The sequence below is a fragment of the Blautia sp. OF03-13 genome, assembly GCF_003460685.1.
Classification (GTDB): Bacteria; Bacillota; Clostridia; order Lachnospirales; family Lachnospiraceae; genus Fusicatenibacter; species Fusicatenibacter saccharivorans.
On sequence record NZ_QTVR01000014.1, the window covers coordinates 39,963 to 60,119 of the forward strand.

17 protein-coding genes and 1 pseudogene are annotated in these 20,157 nt (G+C 49.2%); 15 read left to right on the forward strand and 3 right to left on the reverse strand.

From position 1 onward, the window contains the following. Window positions 1–29: 29 nt before the first annotated feature. Window positions 30–1,097 carry a carbohydrate-binding family 9-like protein gene (locus tag DXA55_RS11590; RefSeq protein ID WP_055221380.1) on the reverse strand — a complete coding sequence of 356 codons (1,068 nt, stop codon included), beginning with the start codon at window positions 1,095–1,097 and terminating at the stop codon, window positions 30–32. Window positions 1,098–1,339: 242 nt separating this feature from the next. On the opposite strand from DXA55_RS11590, the gene DXA55_RS11595 reads away from it, so the two are divergent. From DXA55_RS11595 to DXA55_RS11630, 8 genes and pseudogenes are all read left to right on the forward strand, one after another. Next, the gene (locus DXA55_RS11595) at window positions 1,340–3,580 is read left to right on the forward strand and encodes a glycoside hydrolase family 3 N-terminal domain-containing protein (RefSeq protein WP_147326120.1); all 2,241 of its coding nucleotides are present in this window, start codon (window positions 1,340–1,342) and stop codon (window positions 3,578–3,580) included. Between the two features lie 454 nt (window positions 3,581–4,034). Further along, window positions 4,035–4,970, forward strand: a complete 936-nt coding sequence (locus tag DXA55_RS11600) for an ABC transporter permease (RefSeq protein WP_022463174.1) — start codon at window positions 4,035–4,037, stop codon at window positions 4,968–4,970. Window positions 4,971–4,984: 14 nt separating this feature from the next. Continuing rightward, on the forward strand, window positions 4,985–5,914 hold the full coding sequence (locus DXA55_RS11605) for a carbohydrate ABC transporter permease (protein WP_022463175.1): 930 nt from the start codon (window positions 4,985–4,987) through the stop codon (window positions 5,912–5,914). A gap of 138 nt (window positions 5,915–6,052) precedes the next feature. Continuing rightward, the gene (locus DXA55_RS11610) at window positions 6,053–7,693 is read left to right on the forward strand and encodes an extracellular solute-binding protein (protein WP_117814259.1); all 1,641 of its coding nucleotides are present in this window, start codon (window positions 6,053–6,055) and stop codon (window positions 7,691–7,693) included. A 223-nt stretch (window positions 7,694–7,916) separates the two neighbouring features. Beyond that, a pseudogene (locus tag DXA55_RS11615) lies at window positions 7,917–9,202 on the forward strand (alpha-L-fucosidase). A 27-nt stretch (window positions 9,203–9,229) separates the two neighbouring features. Further along, window positions 9,230–9,670: a glycosyl hydrolase family 18 protein gene (locus tag DXA55_RS19590; protein WP_117814261.1), complete on the forward strand. Its 441-nt coding sequence runs from the start codon at window positions 9,230–9,232 to the stop codon at window positions 9,668–9,670. Continuing rightward, entirely contained in the window at window positions 9,661–10,242 is a 582-nt protein-coding gene (locus DXA55_RS19595) for a glycoside hydrolase family 18 protein (protein WP_117814263.1), read from the forward strand. Before DXA55_RS19590 ends, DXA55_RS19595 begins: the two co-directional genes overlap by 10 nt. A 153-nt stretch (window positions 10,243–10,395) precedes the next feature. Continuing rightward, window positions 10,396–12,933, forward strand: coding sequence for a transglutaminase domain-containing protein (locus DXA55_RS11630; RefSeq protein WP_117814302.1), 2,538 nt, complete (start codon window positions 10,396–10,398; stop codon window positions 12,931–12,933). A 48-nt stretch (window positions 12,934–12,981) separates the two neighbouring features. Here DXA55_RS11630 and DXA55_RS11635 read toward each other — a convergent pair whose 3' ends face one another. Both DXA55_RS11635 and DXA55_RS11640 read right to left on the reverse strand, forming a co-directional pair. Then, window positions 12,982–13,584, reverse strand: a complete 603-nt coding sequence (locus DXA55_RS11635; RefSeq protein ID WP_117814265.1) for an HAD family hydrolase — start codon at window positions 13,582–13,584, stop codon at window positions 12,982–12,984. Beyond that, window positions 13,581–13,817, reverse strand: coding sequence for a hypothetical protein (locus tag DXA55_RS11640; protein ID WP_117814267.1), 237 nt, complete (start codon window positions 13,815–13,817; stop codon window positions 13,581–13,583). The genes DXA55_RS11635 and DXA55_RS11640 overlap by 4 nt, the downstream gene beginning before the upstream one ends. Before the next feature lie 191 nt (window positions 13,818–14,008). Between DXA55_RS11640 and DXA55_RS11645 the strand changes: the two genes are divergently transcribed. From DXA55_RS11645 to DXA55_RS11675, 7 genes are all read left to right on the forward strand, one after another. Further along, complete coding sequence (locus tag DXA55_RS11645; RefSeq protein WP_022463182.1) at window positions 14,009–14,410, forward strand: hypothetical protein; 402 nt, start codon at window positions 14,009–14,011, stop codon at window positions 14,408–14,410. 21 nt (window positions 14,411–14,431) lie between these two features. Then, window positions 14,432–15,271 carry a DUF5685 family protein gene (locus DXA55_RS11650; protein WP_055264770.1) on the forward strand — a complete coding sequence of 280 codons (840 nt, stop codon included), beginning with the start codon at window positions 14,432–14,434 and terminating at the stop codon, window positions 15,269–15,271. Between the two features lie 6 nt (window positions 15,272–15,277). Then, entirely contained in the window at window positions 15,278–15,985 is a 708-nt protein-coding gene (locus tag DXA55_RS11655) for a DnaJ domain-containing protein (protein WP_055221390.1), read from the forward strand. Between the two features lie 305 nt (window positions 15,986–16,290). Beyond that, window positions 16,291–17,670, forward strand: coding sequence for an aminopeptidase (locus tag DXA55_RS11660; RefSeq protein ID WP_117814269.1), 1,380 nt, complete (start codon window positions 16,291–16,293; stop codon window positions 17,668–17,670). Window positions 17,671–17,695: 25 nt separating this feature from the next. Further along, a complete protein-coding gene (locus DXA55_RS11665) occupies window positions 17,696–19,045 on the forward strand; it encodes a hemolysin family protein (RefSeq protein ID WP_117814271.1) in 1,350 nt (449 codons plus the stop codon). A gap of 8 nt (window positions 19,046–19,053) precedes the next feature. Beyond that, the gene (locus DXA55_RS11670) at window positions 19,054–19,530 is read left to right on the forward strand and encodes an Lrp/AsnC family transcriptional regulator (protein WP_055221452.1); all 477 of its coding nucleotides are present in this window, start codon (window positions 19,054–19,056) and stop codon (window positions 19,528–19,530) included. A gap of 110 nt (window positions 19,531–19,640) precedes the next feature. Continuing rightward, on the forward strand, window positions 19,641–20,147 hold the full coding sequence (locus DXA55_RS11675; protein WP_055221393.1) for an SEC-C metal-binding domain-containing protein: 507 nt from the start codon (window positions 19,641–19,643) through the stop codon (window positions 20,145–20,147). Window positions 20,148–20,157: the final 10 nt, after the last annotated feature.

Below are 20,157 nucleotides of genomic sequence, written 5' to 3' on the forward strand. Positions count from 1 at the left end.
AATTTTAACTACTAACCGATATTATACGCTTAAAGTGTAATTTTTTCAACCTTTCCGTTGGAATACAGAAGGAGGAGATGTGCACGATCGGCACTCGGACAGGAAATCAGGTACGTACGGCTGGTGGTTTCAATGGTATATCCAAGATCTTTTACAGATTTATTCCAGTCGTTCGGTGCATACGCATCCAGCGTTTTCTGCAGTTCATCGAGGCTGCTGCTGTAGGAGCCGGTTGTCTCAAACAGAATATTTTCTGCGTAATACAGCTTGCGGAGCTCCCATTTGCGATACTCGTCCTCCGGAATGGTGCTGTCGCATGGAGCATCCTCGCGGTCCTCGGAGAAGAAGACGAAAGCCCACAGCTCCGGATAATGAATATTGATGACGCCGGTCGGAGCCCATACCCAGTTGTCTTCCGGGAGAACATTTCCGTTTTCATCGGTGCGTTTTACGTAAGTGTTGTCCTTGACATCCACATTCCACTGCACACGGGAGAAGTTCATACGGTAAAATTCTCCGTTTTTCGGTGCGCGGCGCTCTTTTTGGTATTCGTAGAGAGCAGAGAACGGAATCACAACCTCAACACTCCAGCCTTTGTTTTCAGCGGAAGGATCGTTGATGGAACCGTCCACATGGACAGCGGTGCGAAGGCCGTGCATATCGTAGCCATTGAGGCCGCTGCCGCCGTCGCGGTACGGCTCTGCGAGAAACAGATCCCATACCGTGTTCAGAACGTTCATTTCAAATTCATAGTAATGGTACGTATCGGAATCCGGGTCAACGAAGATCTCGAAATCGTTGTCAAAGTAGATGACAGAATCGCGTTCTGTTAAATGACCCCAGATTTCATCGCCGGCAAGGTCGGCAGCAACGTAAAGATTTTCATCATCCCAGAGCATTTTTGCGCGGGTGACAAAACGCGGAAGCGGCATGTGGCTGCCCTGAATATCCAGAAATTCATCGGTATACGGTGCGTCCTCCCAGAATGGTTTGTTGATATTTCCGTCCAGATGGAACTCTTTTTTTGCGCGGTGGCAGGTATAAACCGGCGGTGCAAACGGGACAGCCGGAACCGGAATCGTGATGTTTTTGCTCATAAGTAAAAACCTCCCTTTGTAATTTGCAAAATTTAGTAGCGAAAGGTATCATAACACTAAAAGTAATAAATTTCAACATGAAAAATGAACAAAAATGAACGAAATATAACTTATTGTGGACAAAAGTAAAAAAATGAGATACAATAAAGCCGTTTCATAGGAGAATTTTGGGGGAAACAGATCAAAAATACACCGGCAGGAAGAAAACGGCCGGGCAGAAAGCATATAAGGAGGAAAATCAGATGGAAGCATATCAGAATACAGCCCTTTCACCGGAAGAGAGAGCAAAGGATCTTCTGGGAAGGATGACATTAAAGGAAAAAGTGGGACAGCTCAATCAGCGTCTGTACGGATTCCGGATCTATGAGCGGCAGGGAGAGGAATTTACCCTGACCGACGAATTCAAAGAAGAAGTAGAGCGCATGGGCGGACTGGGGGTTCTGTACGGCCTGTACCGTGCCGACCCGTGGGCAGATAAGGACGAGAAGACCGGAATCGTGCCGGAACTCTCCGCGAAAGCCTACAATATGGTACAGCACTACGTCATGGAACATTCCCGCCTCGGCATTCCGATGATGATGAGCAGCGAGTGCCCGCATGGCCATCAGGCACTCGGAGGAGGTCTGCTTCCGGTCAACCTGGCTGCCGGAGCAACGTTTGATCCGGCGCTTCTTTCGGAAGGCTACAAGGCATGCGGAAAGCAGTTAAAGAGCGGTCATGTGGAGCTGGCGCTGATGTCGGCACTTGATATGGCGCGCGATCCGAGATGGGGAAGAAGTGAAGAGTGCTACTCTGAGGATCCATGCCTTGCAGCAGCGATGGCAAAAGCAGCCGTGACCGGAATGCAGTCGACCGGCGTCGGCAGCGTGGCAAAACATTTCTGCGCCCAGGGCGAGACGACCGGAGGTGTAAATGCGAGTGCGGCGAGAATCGGGGAGCGTGAGCTGCGTGAAATCCATTTTCCGTCTGCAAAAGCGTGCTGCGAAGCCGGTGTGGAAGGAATCATGGCGGCGTATAACGAGATCGACGGCGTGTACTGCCACAGAAATGCATGGTTGCTTCGCGATGTACTGCGCGGTGAGATGGGCTTTGACGGCATTGTGATGGCAGACGGACTGGCTGTCGATTTCCTGAAAAACACAGAGGGGGATACGCTGCATGCAGCCGTTGCGGCAAGAAAGGCCGGTGTTGATGTGAGCCTGTGGGATGAAGCCTTTGGCCGTCTCGGCGAGGCGGTTGATCAGGGACTTCTGGAAGAGAGCCAGATCGATGAGGCGGTGCTCCGCGTTCTGAAACTGAAATTTGAAAAAGGCCTGTTCGAGCATCCTTATATGGAGGAAAACATGCTTTCACCGGAAGAAGCCGGCATTCCGGAGGTATCTCTTGCACTGGCGCGGGAGTCTGCTGTGCTTCTGAAAAATGAAAAGACGGTGCTTCCGCTTGCAAAGAAATATAAAAAAGTAGCAGTGATCGGCTACCATGCGGCAGACCGTTACTGTATGCTCGGCGATTATACTCCGCCGGTGCCGGAAAGCGAGTGCGTCACGGTTCTGCAGGGCATGAAGCAGGAAGCACCGGATGGCGTGAAAGTCTCTTATGCGATGGGGTCCGGTTTTTCCGAGGCGGATGAGCATGAAAAAGCAAAAGCGATGGCACTTGCAGAAGAAAGCGATGTGATCGTGGCCGTTGTCGGCGGTTCCTCCTCACGGTTTGGAGGAGCTGTGTTCGATGCAAACGGAGCAGCCTCGAAGGGAACGGGCAGCCGTTCGATGGACTGCGGCGAGGGAATGGACACCGCGAAGGTTCACATTCCGGCCGCGCAGGAAGAACTGATTGCAGCACTTGCCCGCCTTGGCAAACCACTGGTAACGGTTGTAATTGCCGGAAGAGCATACTGTATCGAGAAGATCGAAAATGCTTCCGATGCCGTTTTATATGCATTCTACCCGGGACCGATGGGAGGCAGGGCAGTTGCTGAGCTTCTCTATGGAAGCAGCAATCCGTCCGGCCGTCTTCCGGTTTCTATGCCACGCCACGTGGGACAGATCCCGGTATGCTACAATTATCGGACTTCCGTTGCCCCGGCGTACTGTGATATGACAAGCCAGCCGCTGCATACCTTCGGAGAAGGAAGATCCTACACAACGTTTACCGGCAGTGATGTTTCCGTAACAAAAGAAGAAAATGGTATTTCTGTTTCCTTTACCGTGGAAAATACCGGAAATATGGCCGGAACTTCCGTTCCGTGCCTGTATGTGCGGAAACGTTCCGGCGGCGTTGTGGCAAGAATCAAAGAGCTGAAAGCCTTTACGAGAATTGCACTTGCACCGGGAGAGAAAAAAGAAGCTGTGTTCCATCTTACAAAAGAGGAGCTGAATTTTGTCCAGATTCCGGGAAAACCAGAGGTCATCTGCCATGAGTACGAGCTGATGCTTGAAGATGGAGCAGAGAAATGGTGGAGCGGGAACGTGACGGAAATGTAAGAACGAACGAAAAAACATAAAAATATAATAAGAATGAACAAAGAAGGAAACTATATTACAAAATAAAGAAACATAGTTTCCTTCTTTTGGTTTGCAGAAAATGGATAAAAATATAAATGGATCGTACGCTCCGATGCCGTGAAACGAAAAACAAATGGAAAAACAGGAGAATTTATGGGAAAAGTGCTTAAAAAGTATCGGTTTAAATTGCGTAAAAGTAACAAAATGATATTTGTGTTTAAAAATTAATTGACAAATAAGGAAACAAAATGTAAAATAAATTCATCAAAACAGTGTTGGATAAATCTTAAATAACAGATTTGATTGTGGCAGTTGCATAAAAAAGAAGCAGCATGCGAGGATGATGCGAAAGCAAAATGTTCAAAATGTTCACGGCAAGGGATGCTCCAATCAAGGAAAACACGAAACCTTTAAAAGGGAGGACAAGAGAGAAATGAAAGAGAAACCAACAAAAGCAAAGAAAAAAGGCCGCACCATCCGCGCCTTTAAGAGAGACATCTCGCTTTGGCTTTTCTGTGTTCCGGGCGTAATCCTGACATTCATCTTCAGCTACATTCCGATGTATGGTGTACAGATCGCGTTCCGCCGCTTTAATGCGACAGCCGGAATCACAAAGAGCCCGTGGGTAGGCATGTACTACTTTGAGAGATTCTTCAACTCTCCATACTTTGCTTCCACCATCAAGAACACATTGATCCTGAGTCTGTACGGACTGGTTGTATCATTCCCGATTCCGATCATCCTGGCACTGATGCTGAACTCCTTCCGCCATAAGAGATACCGGAAAGTGATCCAGACCGTCACCTACGCGCCGAACTTCATTTCCACCGTAGTTATGTGTGGTATGATCATTCTGTTCCTGTCTCCGTCCGTCGGTGTTATCAACCACGTACTGGAAGCAATCGGAATTCCGGCGGTCAACTTCATGGCGAAAAAAGCCTACTGGAGACACATTTATGTGTGGACCGGCGTATGGCAGAGTACAGGATGGAGCTCTGTTATTTACTTCGCAGCACTCGCCGGCATCAGCCCGGAGCTGCATGAGGCGGCAAAGGTAGACGGCGCAACGAAATTACAGCTGATCCGTCACATCGACCTTCCGCTGATCATGCCGACCGCGACCATTCTTCTGATTATGAACTGCGGAAGCATTCTTTCCGTCGGCTTCGAAAAAGCCTTCCTTCTGCAGAACAACCTGAATGCCAGTGTATCCGAGATCATTTCCACCTACGTCTATAAGGTCGGTCTGATCAACAACGATATGTCGTATTCTTCAGCAATCGGTCTGTTCAACACCATCGTAAACATGGTTATGCTGATCATTGTCAATACGATATCTGATAAACTTTCGGGCAACAGCCTGTGGTAGGAGGAAACAAAAACATGAGTAAAGAAAATACCGCAGTGACAAAAAAGAAAATAAAACGCTGCAAAGAGGACGTCGTTTTTGACGCAGCCTGCTTCATTATCCTGACGCTGGTTCTGTTTGTTGTGGCATATCCGCTGTACTGGGTTATCATTTCATCCATCAGTGCGCCAAGCGCCGTATCGAGTGGTAAAGTACTGCTTCACCCGATCGGATTTACCCTGAAGGGCTACGCAGAAGTATTTAAAAACGACCAGGTTATGAGAGGCTTTTTAAACTCCCTGATCATCACCTTCTGCGGTGTCATGGTCAACCTGATCGTAACGCTTCCGACATCATATGCACTTTCCAGAAGCAATTTCTCCGGAAAGAAACCGATCACCATTTTTTACCTGATCACCATGTTCTTCGGCGGCGGTCTGATCCCTACCTATCTGGTTATTCAGAGACTGCAGATGCTGAACACGATCTGGGCACTGATTCTTCCGGGATGCTTAAGCGTATACAACATGATCGTGGCAAGAACCTTCTTCAAGTCGAACATTTCGGAAGAGCTGTATGAGGCAGCTGAAATTGACGGCTGCACCCAGGCGAGATTCTTTTTCCAGATTGCACTTCCGCTTTCCAAAGCGATCATCGCAATTCTGGTTCTGTACTATGGTGTCGGTCACTGGAACTCATACTTCTCAGCACTCGTTTATATTTCGGACAAAGCAAAGTATCCGTTGCAGCTGGTTCTGCGTAACATCCTGATCACGAACCAGACCGCGCTGTCCCAGACAGCAACAACTGCGGCAGCAAGAGCAGCACTGCAGGAAAAACAGCAGCTGATCGACGTTATGAAATACTCGCTGATCATCATCAGCAGTATCCCGGTTCTGGTTATGTACCCACTGGTGCAGAAGCACTTTGTAAAGGGTGTTATGATCGGATCCATGAAGGGTTGATTTACAAGAAGAAGTTTTTTTAACGATTTATCTGCCGCACGGGAAACGGCGGTATGTAAATAAAGAGTCCGGACAACGGACAGGCAAAAGCGCTTCCGGCGGGAAAATGCCGCCGGAACAACACAGGAGGGAAAAATCATGAAAAGAAAAGCAGTCGCAGCAGTTTTAACTGCAGTAATGGTGGCATCTATGTTTACCGGATGTGGAAGTGATAATGGAAGCAGCTCGGCAAAGAGTGCTTCTGCAGCATCCGCAGCATCCGCAGCAAACGACACCGTGGATGAGGACGGAAAAGTAAACGGCATTATGTATCAGGAAGGTCTTCCGCTGGTAGACGAGGGAGATTACACCTTCTCTATCTTCTGCGATGATTCCAGCGAATCCGGCGAGTTTATCATGCTCGATGAGTTCAAAAAACAGACCAATGTAGACGTTGACCTGAAAATTTATCCATATGAAACAGCAACAGAGAGACTGAATCTGGACCTGAACTCCGGAGATTACGCAGATGTGATCGGCGGATGGACCTTAAGCGACAATGCAATCCTGACCTATGGTGTAAACCAGGGCGTATTCATTCCGCTGGAAGATTATTTTGAGAAATATTGCCCGAACATTTCTGCGATCCTGGATCTGCCGGGTGTAAGAGAAAAAATGACAGCACCGGACGGACACATCTACACAATTCCGTACGTATGTGCCGATTCAACCGTTGGATACAGCCCATACATCAATACGAAATGGCTGGAGAATGTTGGCATGAGCATGCCGACCACTACAGACGAGTTTGAGGCAGTCTTGAAAGCCTTCAAAGAGCAGGATGCAAACGGCAACGGTGACGCTTCCGATGAAATCCCGTTCTCTACCGACCCGAACAACAAACATATCGAGGCTATGGCCGGTTACTTCGGACTTCCGATGAACAAACTTGGTATTGCAATCCAGAATGAAAAGGTTGTTTACGGCGGTGTCAGCGATACATACCGTGAGTTCCTTTCCTGGTTCCACAAACTGTATGCAGAAGGACTCGTAGACGTAGAGCTTTACACACAGGACAGCTCCACATGGGAAGGTAAAGGAAATCAGGACCTGTACGGCGTTTCCATCGCATACGGAAGCGGAGAGTTTACCGGAATCCCGGCTGCAGAGGAAAGAGGCGATTTCGACTCCATGCCTGTTCTGAACACAGACAAAGACGGAATCTGGCTGCGCGATACGGAAGGCTTCAGCGTATACAGAACCCAGGCTGTCATCACAAACAAGGCAGAGCATCCGGAAATCATCTGCCGCTGGTTTGACAATGCATTCGCACTGGAGAACGGCATCGGCTGCAACAGAGGACCGGTTGGTGTGATTGTAAACAAAGAGGATGACGGATACCATGCGATTGACACCACCACACTGTCTGAGGAAGATCAGGAAAAATATTCCTGGGGCAATCTGTGGCCGCAGTCTCTGCCGAAATATCTGCCGGCAGACTTCGAGTTTGTAGAAGAGCATCCGATGTATGATGAGAAAAAAGCAACAGAGGAAGCTTATGAGGCAAATCTGACCAAAGAAATTATTCCGTCCTACTGGATTGACTTGGATAAAATTGATACCTTCTCTGATACGAACACAGCAATCAAAGATTTCTTTGAGCAGCAGCAGGCGCAGTTCGTATGCGGCGAGCTTGACATTGACAACGATGCTGACTGGCAGGCTTATGTAGACGGTATGTACTCTCTGGGACTTGAGGACTGGGTAGCAACTCAGGGTATTGAGGAAATCGCGAAATAAATAGGAAAAGGTAATGATATTCCTATGGAATGAAAAAAGGCATATTACAGTGTAAAACGGTAATATGCCTTTCTTTTTGGGCAAGAACTGATACAATGGGAAGGAACAATAAAGGGGTAATTGGATCGGATAAAAAAGCTATGCCCGGAGTCTTTTTTTCTTAACTTTTACGGGAACAAAAAAGAATCCGGGAGTACAAAAAAAGGAGGATCTGGAAGATATGATGCAGGACTGGTTTCGGAACGCAAAGCTGGGCATTTTTATCCATTATGGGATTTATGCGGTGGGTGATGTGTCGGAGTCATGGTCGTTCCACAACGGAAATATCTCTTATGAAGACTACATGAAACAGTGTGAAGGCTTTACGGCATCGAAGTTTGATGCAAAAAATGGGCGGAGCTGTTTCAAAAAGCAGGTGCGCAGTACGTGGTTATGACAGCAAAGCACCATGACGGCGTGGCACTGTTTGACACCGGATATAGTGATTTAAGTGTTGTGAAGAAAACGCCGGCAGCGCGCGACCTTGTAAAAGAGTATACAGCCGCCATGCGTGAGGCAGGTCTGAAAGTCGGCCTTTATTATTCGCTGATCGACTGGTCGGATCCGCGGTATCGCACGGTTTACCCGGAAGGAATGAAAAAAGAAGACTGTTTGAACGATATCTATGGTTCCCCGGCCGGAAAAGAGGAGGAGCCGCAGAAATGGCAGGAGTTTCTGGAATTCAACAATCATCAGTTAAAAGAACTGATGTCGAATTACGGAACGGTGGATCTTTTATGGTTTGATGGTGACTGGGAACGGAGCGCGGCACAGTGGAAGATGCCGGAATTCAGGGAATATCTGCATACGCTGAATCCGAACGTTGTATTGAATTCGAGAATGCAGGGCTACGGAGATTATGAGACACCGGAGCAGGGAATTCCGCTGTACGGACCGAAAGGCGAGTGGGAATTCTGTACGACGATCAATGATTCCTGGGGATATCGTCCATCGGACAATGATTACAAGAGCAGCGGCCAGATCGTGCGTATGTTCTGCGACTGTATTACCCTCGGCGGAAGAATGCTGCTGGACATCGGACCGAAAGAGGACGGAACGCTCGATGAACGTCAGGAGAAGGTGCTGCTGGATCTTGGCGGATGGATTCATGACCACGAGGAAGCGGTATTTGGAACAGAAAAAGGACTGGATTACAATCATTTTCTCGGCGGAAGCACGATTTCGGCGGATCAGAAGACGATGTATCTTTTTGTCTATGATAAGCCGCAGGAGACGCTGTGCGTGAAAGGCATTAAAACGCCGGTAAAAAGGGTGACGGTTCTGCATACGGGAGAAGAACTTCGGTTCTCCTATACGGGTTCCCTTCCATGGAGCGGTATTCCGGGAACACTCTGGATCTGGGCCGGCGAGATGAGTATTCATCCGTTTGCAACGGTTGTGAAGGTAGAGCTTGAGGATGAGATCACCTACAATCTGGGACACGGGGAAGTCGTAACCTTTAATGAGTAAAACGATTCGGACAGAGGAGCTTATGAGATGAAGAGAATAATTGGCTATGTAAATACGGCGGATTTAAATCATATGCGAGAAGAGGATGTGCGGGCACTTACCGTGATCAATATTGCATTTGGTCTGATCCGGGACGGAGAAGTTGTATGGGATGCAAAGGATGCACGGGATGGAATAGTATCCATTCGGAAAAGCAACCCGGAGCTGAAGATTGTATTGTCCGTAGGAGGCTGGGGAGCAGACGGCTTTTCCCAGGCTGCAAGAACAAAAGAGGGAAGAGAGCGGTTTGCTGCGAGTGCACTTGTAATTGTGAAGGAGTATGGTCTGGACGGTATTGACATTGACTGGGAGTATCCGGGCACATCGCTGGCAGGAATTGCGTCGGACAGATCGGATAAAGAGAATTATACGCTGCTTCTGGCGGAGCTCGGAAGACACTGGACGCGTACAGAGAAGGCATGCTTGTAACGACAGCAGTCGGCGGAGATGTTTACTTTGCACTGCAGACAGATATGAAGGAGGCCTCCCGGTATCTGGATTATGTGCAGCTGATGACGTATGATCTGCAGGGCGGTTTCCAGAAGGTGACGGGACATCATGCGGCACTGTATCACAGTGAGGGAAACCTGTTTGACGCATGTGTGGAGAAGGCAGTGAACGGCTTTGCAAATGCGGGTGTTCCAATGGAAAAGCTGATCCTTGGCGTACCGTTTTATTCCAGAAAATGGGATGGAGTAAAAGGCGCCGGATGCCGCAACGGGCTTGGAATGGAAGCAGAGACGGTCGGAGGATATGGCGGTGACTACGGCGAGCTCAAAGAGAGCTGGATCGGAAAGAGGGGATTTATCCGGTATTGGGATGAGCAGGCGAAGGTTCCGTATCTGTTTGACGGGGAGACATTTATCAGCTATGAGGACTGCGAGTCACTGGGTGTGAAAATTGCGTACCTGAAAGAAAAGGGTATGGGAGGCATTATGTTCTGGGAGTATAAATGCGATCCCAGCGGAGAATTACTTTCATTTATAAAGAAAAATATGTAGCGTAGTGACCCACAGCCGGTATGTGAAAAGGCTCCTCGCTCCGGTGTTCCTGAAAAATCGCAAGGAATCCTTTTTCGCATGGCGTCTGCCGCCGGTGGGCGGATGTACGTTGTGGAGACGGATAGGAAAAAAGAGAAAGGGATAGATAGAATCATGATCTCAGAAAATTTGAAAAAATATGCAACGGAAAAATTTGAGGGACGGAGAGAGCTTCTGGCTCCGGTGATGCCTGTTATCGAAGAAAAATTGAAACAGTGCAGTGAAGAAGAGGCTGTGCTGATGAAGTTTCTGTATGGCACGATGCCGGTAAGGGATGCGGGAGAATATGGATTTGATCTTTTTCTTTCGTACGTGAAGCATGCGCTGATGCTGCGGGAGAAGGTGGCATGGTGTAAGGAGCTGCCGGAGGATGTGTTTGTAAATTATGTGCTGTATGACCGGATCAATTCCGAGGATATTACGGACTGCAGACCGTTTTTTTACGAGCAGATTATGGGGCGTGTAGCCGGAATGAGTCTTTGGGAGGCAATTCTGGAGATTAATTACTGGTGTGCGGAGCATGCAACGTATGAGGCGACGGACAGCAGAACGGCATCTCCGATGACGATGTATCGGAGCGGAAAGGGACGCTGCGGCGAGGAGTCAACGTTTGCAGTTACGGCGTATCGGAGTGTCGGTATTGCGGCGCGGCAGGTCTATACACCAAGATGGGCGCACTGTGATGACAATCATGCATGGGTTGAGGTGTTTGTGGACGGCGAGTGGCATTTCCTTGGCGCCTGTGAGCCGGAAGAAGTGCTGGATACCGGCTGGTTCTCGGGTCCGGCGAATCGGGCAATTCTGATTCATACGCGGAACTTCTCGGATTATGTGAAGGAAAGTAACGAGGAGTATCTTGGAAAAGAAGGAGCGCTGTACTACTTTAACCATACAGATTTTTATGGCAGAACGAAGCTGGTGAAGATTCTTGTGAAGGATGAGAATGGAAAACCGGCTGCAGGAGCGCATATTGCGGTTGAAATCCTGAATATGGCAGAGTTTTTCCCGGCTGCAGTGATGATTGCGGATGCGGACGGAGAAGTTCAGATGACACTTGGCCTTGGCGATATCCGGGTACGGGCATTTGACGGAATACGCCGGGCAGAGGCAATGATGCGGATTGAGGAGGAGGATTCGCTGGAACTGGTGCTTCGTGAAGAGGCGGTTCCGGAAGCGGATGACAGGTGGCAGACGCTGGAAATCCGGGCACCGAAGGAGGTGCCGGTACGGAATGTCGTTGCCACAAAGGAGCAGAAGGAGCGCAATGCGGCACGGATGGCAGAGGCGGAACGGCTTCGGAAGGCACGGTTTGCAGCATGCTTTGATGAGAAAAAGGCTGCTGCGTATCCGGAAGCGGAAGAGATTTTCCACCGGGCAGGAGAGAATTTTGAGGAGGTTTATACATTCCTTTCCAAAGATGAAAATCCGAACCGGAAGAAGCTGCTGTTTTCGCTGGCTTTAAAGGATGCGAAGGACTTGAAGGCATCCGTTTTAGAGGATCATCTCGACTGCGAGCAGGGGGATCTGCCGGAGGAGATTTTCAGGAAGGATCTTCTTTGCCCGCGTATTTTCCTCGAGGAGCTGACGCCATATCGGAGCGTGATCCGCGGATTTTTTGAGGAAGAGACAAAACACAGCTTTGCGGAGCAGCCGGAACGGATTCTGGATTATCTTAAGAAGAATATTACCTTCCATGCAGAAGAAGAGTATGACACGATCATGGCAACACCGGTCGGCGTCCTTACGATGAAACAGGGAAGTCCTCTGGCGCAGAAGATTCTGTTTGTGGCAATCTGCCGGAGTCTCAATGTAGCGGCAAGACTGAATCCGGTGACACTGGAGCCGGAGTATTACCGTGATGGGGAATTCCACAGTGTGGAAACAGAAGCAGCTGTTTTGAAGGAGGAAACGGAAAGTGCGGTTCTGACACTGCGTGCGGAGGATGGAAGCGCATGGAAATACTATCAGACGTGGACTATCGGAAAGTGGAATGGAACGGTGTTTGAGACGCTGAATTACGAAGAAACCGCATTCAATGGCAAAACACTGGCTCTGACCCTGGAGCCGGGCTGCTATCGTCTGATTACAAGTATGCGTATGCCGAACGGTGACCAGCATGCCGCATACCGCGTGTTTGAACTGAAGGCGGGAGAAGCAAAAGAGATTTATCTGGAAACCGTGAAAAAAGAGCTGGATGAGCTGTTAGAGCACATCGAACTGCCGGAGATCACGCTGGAGGATCTGGATGGAAAGGCGCATACCCTGAACGATCTCACCAAAGACGGCCCGATCCTTCTGGCCTTCCTCGGAACCGGAGAGGAGCCGACCGAGCATGTTCTGAATGAGCTGATCGAAATCGCAGAGAAGTGGAACGCAAAAGACGCTGCCATGGCAGCCGTGCTCCGCACGAAAGCCGACCTGGAAAACACGACTTTCCAGAAAGCCCGCGCAGCAATCCACAACATGTCCCTCTACCTCGACCCATCCGACGACGCCCCGGCGATTGCCGAAAAAATGGGAATCGACGCAGAAAAACTCCCACTGCTGATACTCGCATTGCCGGGAAACATCGGCGGACGCGCTTATGCCGGATATAACGTCGGCAGCGTCGGACTGATGCTGCGGCTGATGGAAGAGGCGGCGAAAGCGTAAGTTAATACTAAAAAAACAGGCTGACGCATGAATGCGGCAGCCTGTTTTTTAAAGAACGCCCAGTTTTTTCAACTGTGCCACGCCATCTTCATATCCCGTAAAATGAATTCCATGAATCCCTGCCTGCTCTGCGGCCTCGACGTTTGCTTTGGTGTCATCGAGGAATACGCAGCGGTCCGGGGTGAGGGAGAATTTCTGGATCAGGTACTGGTAGATCTCCGGTTCCGGTTTTGTTAAATGGCAGGTGTAGGAGAAGAGGGTTCCGTCCATGTAGGGGAGAAAGGGCATTTTCTCTTTGGTGCGCTCGAAGAGGTCTCCGGAGTAGTTGGAGAGGATGTAGAGGCGGTAGCCTTTTTCTTTTAAGGAGCGTACCCAGCTTTCTGCATACGGCAGCGGGGTGATGGTTTCCTCGCAGTGGGCGAAAACCTCTTTGATTTCTTCGGTGTATTCCGGGGCGAGGGAGCAGAATCCTTTTACAATCTCCGCCGGTGTGAGAATTCCGCGGTCGAACTGGCGCCAGTAAGGGCTTTCGAAGGTTGCGGCGGCGATTGCTTTCGTCTTTTCCGGACCGAAAGCAAAGCGTTTCAGATAGGACTCGTAGTCCCAGTTGACGAGTACGCGGCCTACATCAAAAATAATGGTATCAATCATGACTGTTTTTCTCCTTTGTCTGATTTGTCGTTCTCATCGCGGTGCGACAGAACCTTGGCAACCAGCATCATGGCATAGATGAGCACTGGTACGGTAATCGCACAGTAGAGGCAGACCGTCAGCGCCTTGTGTGCAAACGGCGTGTCGATAAACGCAAAAATCATGGCGCCAAGCCCGAATCCGATCAGGACCGCGATGGAGAGAAGGGCGCCGATCTGTTTGAGTCGTTTCATAAAAATCTCCGATCGTTTACTGAAAATAAAATATAAAGAAACATAACCAAGTGTAGCACAGTTGAAAAGAAACATCCACCGCAAGTTTTAAGAATTTTTTAGAAAAAATTAATGGCGCTTTCGATTGCTTTTTTCCCTCAAAAGGGATAGAGTATTGGCATATACTTTGAAAAAGGAGAAACGAGAACAAAATGGATAAACTGAAAGAAAAACTTTCCCGCCTGATGTACGGCCGCTACGGCATCGATCAGCTGGGCAATTTTATGATGTGGGCGGCAGTTGCCATGATGATTTTCGGAGCGGTTGTACGGAGCTCCCTTATCTACACCCTGGCACTCGTCCTGATCGTCTGGGCGGATGTGCGCATTATGTCCAAGAACCATTCCAAACGGTATGCGGAAAACCAGAAATTCCTGGAACTGAAAAACCGCGTCGTCGGATTCTTCCGAGGCGGAACCCGTGCATTCAAGGATAAAGAGCACTGCTACTTCCGCTGCCCGTCCTGCCATCAGCAGGTGCGTGTGCCGAAAGGAAAAGGCCACATCGAGATCCGCTGCCCGAAATGCGGAACAAAATTCATCAAAAACACCTGATAAAAAGGAGCAGTGCGATTCATGTTTGGTTATGTGACCATCCGAAAGGATGACCTGAAAGTCAAAGATTACAACAAATATCAGGCATACTACTGCGGTCTGTGTCAGGATATCAAAGAGGCGTATGGAAAAAAGGGTCAGGCGATGCTGACGTTTGATATGACATTTCTTTCCATCCTGCTGACCGGGCTTTATGAGTGTGAGACAAAAGAAGAGGAGCATTACTGCTTTCTTCATCCCGGCAAAAAACATAAATGCCTGCGGAATAAATACACAAAATACTGCGCAGACATGAACGTGCTGCTCGCCTATTACAATCTGCTGGATGACTGGGAGGACGAGAAAAACTACGCGGCGTTTACAGCGGCAAAGGCTTTGAAAAAATCTGTGACACGCATCGAGGCATCGTATCCGCGCCAGACGAAAGCAGTGCAGGATTACCTCGAAAAGCTGCATGCATGCGAGAAGGAAAACAATCCAGACCTCGATCTTGCGGCAGGCTATACCGGAGAGGTGATGGCGGAGATCTATATTCCGGAGGAGGACATCTGGAGCGATGATCTGCGCCAGGTCGGCTTTTACATCGGAAAATTCATTTACCTGATGGATGCGCTTGATGACGTGGAAAAAGATAAAAAGAGCGGAAACTACAACCCGTTTCTGTCCATCGCAGATCAGCCGGACTTCGAGGAAAACGCAGAAAAAATCCTGCTGATGATGACGGCGGAAGCGTCGCGTGCATTTGAAAAACTTCCGATCCTGGAAAATGTAGACATTCTGCGAAATATATTGTATGCTGGTATCTGGGAAAAATACGAAATGCGAAAAAGCGCAAAAGAGCGCCAAAAAGAGGAGAAATAAAGACTGATGACAGATCCATATGAGGTGCTGGGCGTGTCCCGCGGGGCTTCGGACGATGAAATCAAAAAAGCATACCGAAAACTCAGCCGGACGTATCACCCGGATGCCAATATCAATAATCCGAATAAAGCAGAAGCAGAAGAAAAATTCAAACAGGTGCAGCAGGCGTACAAACAGATCATGGATGAACGCGAGCACGGCACCTCGTACCAGAGCGGAGGTTCGTCGTATGGCGGAGATGCTTACGGCGGCTATGGCCCGTTCGGCGGCTTCGACCCATTCGGCGGCGCGTACGGAAACGGCGGCTCCGCACGGAATGATTATGGAAATTCCGAGCAGGAAATGCGGCTGCAGGCGGCAGCCAACTACATCAACAGCGGCCACTTCCGCGAGGCGATGAACGTGCTGAACGACATTTCCGACCGCAGCGGAAAATGGTATTTCCTGCATGCGATCGCAAATTCGCGCCTCGGCAACAACATCAATGCCGTGCAGGATGCCGAGATGGCAGTCAAATTAGAACCGCAGAATCTGCAGTACCAGCAGCTTTTAAACCAGCTCCAGGGCAGCGGCCAGTGGTATTCCGACATGGGAAGCGGCTACGGCTATGAGAGAAGCGCCGGCGATCTCGGCAAATGGTGCTGCGAGTGCATGGCGATCAATGCGATCTGTAATTGCTGCTGCTGCGGCGGACGGGGATTTTTCTGCTGCTGATGAAAACGAAGTGTATAAAAACAAAAATACCGGGGAGAATAGGACTATCATCGAAATTCCCCTGTTCGATGAGACAGACAAAAGAAGAATAAGGAAATACTTATCCTCCCCTTAAAGACCCCGCTGCGGCCGCAAAAAACGGTCCGCCGCGGGGTCTTCCTTGTCTTTTCCGTACATCGAAAGTCCTTGTGTTTCCTGTCAAAACAGATTATAATGAAAGAGATCGCAATCATGACCGGAAGCCCGATTAGATTCAGAAAAATACGGCACGGATCAGATAAAGAAAACAGAAAGAGAGAAAAGCTATGGAACGAAAAACAGCATGGAATGAGTACAAGAAAAAAGATATGAAAAAGCTGGAAAAATTAAACGCCGGCTACCGCGCATTCCTGGACAACGGAAAAACAGAGCGCGAGTGCGTAAAAGAGAGCGTGCGCCAGGCGGAAGAGGCTGGATACGTAAACCTTGACACTTACGTAAAAGAAAACCGTGCATTAAAACCAGGCGACAAAGTTTACGCCGTATGCATGAAAAAAGCCATCGCACTGTTCCAGATCGGAACAAGACCGCTGACCGAAGGTATGAACATCCTCGGCGCACACATCGATTCCCCGCGTCTCGATGTAAAACAGAACCCGCTGTATGAGGACAACGGATTTACATATCTCGATACCCACTACTACGGCGGTATCAAAAAATGGCAGTGGGTAACCCTTCCACTTGCCATCCACGGTGTGGTAGCGAAAAAGAACGGCGAAGTCGTTGATGTTGTGATCGGTGAGGACGACAACGATCCGGTATTCTGCGTGACAGACCTTCTGATCCACCTCTCCAGAGAGCAGCAGACAAAACCGGCAAACACTGTTGTAGAGGGCGAAAACCTTGACCTTCTGATCGGAAGCCAGCCGCTCGAAGGAACTGAGAAAGAGGCAGTCAAAGCCATGACCTTAAAACTCTTAAACGACAAATACGGCATCGAAGAAGAGGATTTCCTCTCAGCAGAGCTTGAGATCGTACCGGCCGGAAAAGCACGTGAGCTTGGTATGGATGCCAGCATGATCCTTGCATACGGCCAGGATGACCGTGTATGCGCATACACCTCTCTTGTTGCAATGCTCGAAGTAGAAGCACCGGAGAAGACCTCCTGCTGCCTGCTCGTAGACAAAGAGGAGATCGGAAGCGTCGGCGCAACCGGTATGCAGTCTCATTTCTTCGAGAACACCATGGCAGAGCTGCTTGCACTTGCAGGAGAGGGAACAGAACTGGCCCTTCGAAGATGCCTTGCTTCCTCCAGAATGCTCTCTTCTGATGTCAGCGCAGCATTTGATCCGCTGTATGCAGCAGCATTTGAGAAGAAAAATGCAGCCTTCTTCGGAAAAGGTATCGTCATCAACAAATTTACCGGTTCCGGCGGAAAAGGCGGTTCCAACGATGCCAATGCAGAGTATGTCGGAGCACTCCGCGCTATTTTCGATGATGCCAAAGTAAACTGGCAGACCGCAGAGCTTGGTAAAGTTGATGTCGGAGGCGGCGGAACCATCGCTTACATCATGTCCCTGTACGGCATGGAAGTCATCGACTCCGGTGTACCGGTATTAAGCATGCATGCTCCATGGGAAGTAACCAGCAAAGCAGATGTTTACGAGGCCAAGAAGGCCTATGTGGCATTTTTGAAAAACGCATAAATAATATTGAGGAGGTTTGAAACGTTTGGACAGTGACATAGTCGGCAGTATTCTTTTGCAGGTCGTATTGATAGCGGTCAATGCGGTATTTGCCTGCGCGGAGATCGCTGTGGTCTCCTGCAACGACGCTAAACTGGAAAAAATGGCACAGGAGGGAAACAAAAGAGCGGCGAAGCTGTTTCATCTGACGGAACAGCCATCCCGTTTTCTTGCAACGATACAGGTGGTCATCACTCTGTCCGGTTTTCTCGGAAGTGCCTTTGCAGCAGAAAATTTTTCGGATCGAATCGTTTCTGCTCTTGTGGACGCGGGTATGAAGATTCCGGAAAAGACACTGGATGCGATTGCCGTTGTGCTGATTACGCTGCTTTTATCTTATATCACCCTGATCTTTGGCGAACTGGTGCCGAAAAGGATTGCAATGCAGAAGGCTGAGCAGATTGCGCTCGGGATTTCCGGTCTTGTAAGCGGTGCTTCGAAAGTGTTTGCACCGCTTGTGTGGCTGCTGACTGCATCGACAAACGGTATCCTGCGCCTTCTGGGGATCGATCCGGATGAGGACGACGATCAGGTGACGGAGGAAGAAATCCGAATGATGGTAGATGCCGGTAGCGAAAAAGGCGCGATCGACAATGAAGAAAAAGATATGATTCAGAACGTATTTGAGTTCGATGATCTGACCATTGATGAAATCTGCGTCCACAGAACCGATGTAGATCTTCTGTGGCTGGAAGACTCGATGGAGGAGTGGGAGCAGCTCATCCATGAGAGCCGCCACTCGTATTACCCGGTCTGCGGCGAAACTGTGGACGATATCATCGGCGTTCTGGATGCCAAGGATTATTTCCGGCTTCGCACCAAGGACCGCGATCATGTCATGAAAGAAGCAATCAAACAGCCTTATTTTGTTCCTGAAAACATCAAGGCTGCCACGCTGTTCCAGAACATGAAAAAGACCGGCAACTATTTTGCCGTGGTTCTGGATGAGTACGGCGGCATGGATGGAATTATCACCGTGCGTAACCTGATCGAGCAGCTTGTCGGGGACTTGAATGATGAGGCGGAGATCGGGCAGCCATCGGAAATTGAGCTGATTTCCACAGACATCTGGAAAATCATGGGAAGTGCCTCGTTGGATGATGTGGCGGAGGAACTGAAGATCAAACTGCCGGTCGATGAATATGAAACGTTCGGCGGCTACATTTTCGGCGAACTCGGTGCGGTTCCGGATGACGGCAGCCAGTTTGAACTCGAGACCGACGATCTCTGGATCAAGGTCATGCGGGTCAAAGAACACCGCGTGGAAAATACGGTGGTAAAGAAACTGCCTCCGAAAGAAAAAGGAGAGCAGGAGGAACGTAAGGAGAGGGAATGAAACGTGAACTGGATACAGCAGACCGGAAAATTGTGGAACTGCTGCAGGAAGATGCAAGGCTTCCGCTCAAAAGTATTGCAGACAAGGTAAGTCTCACTTCGCCGACGGTTTCGGCGAGAATCGACCGCCTGGAAAAGGACGGGGTGATCACCGGCTACCGCGCGAGTGTGAACCCGGAGGTTTTCGACTATCGGATCAAGGCATTCATCAATCTGGAGGTTGAGCCGGTGCGGAAAAAGGAATTCTATCCGTACATCACCGACTGCCCGAATGTGATCGAGTGCAACTGCGTGACCGGCGACTATTCGATGCTGATGGAGGTTGTGTTCCACACGACATCTGAGCTGGATCAGTTTATCGGCCAGCTTCAGCATTTTGGAAGAACGAAGACGCAGATCGTGTTCTCTACATCGGTGGAACACAGAGGAATTCCGCTCGGCGATACCAGAATCCCGATTCTGGAGCAGGAAGAAGAAAAAGGTTGATTTTCCGCGGACTTTCCGATATACTAAAGCGTGTTACAAAAACCGGAATCCCGCTAGGGGACGGCGCGAAAAAACGCGCTCAGAGAAACAGATAAAGGATGGATAATAACATGAGTTTATTACAGAATTGGCGTGATATCGCCTATAATCAGGAAGCAGACAAAAAACAGCTCCAGCAGTTCTGGACCAATTATTTCCTGATTGAGAAAAACATTTACGAGCAGCTTCTTTCCAACCCGGATGAAGTGGTAAAAGGAACCGTAAAAGAGCTGGCAGAGAAATACAAAGTGGACGTTATGACCATGGTTGGTTTCCTGGACGGCATCAACGACAGCCTTGTGATCCCGAACCCGATCGAGGAGATGGAAGAGGATACCGTTGTTACACTGGCTTACGATAAAGAGCTTCTGTACAAAAACATGGTAGACGCAAAAGCAGACTGGTTGTACAACCTGCCGATGTGGGATGAGATCTTCACAGAAGAGCAGAAGAAAACGCTTTACATGGAGCAGAAAAAATCCGGCACTGTAATCAAAGGCAAAAAAATCGGAAGAAACGATCCATGCCCGTGCGGAAGCGGAAAGAAATACAAATACTGCTGCGGTAAAAACGCATAAGAAAGAATTT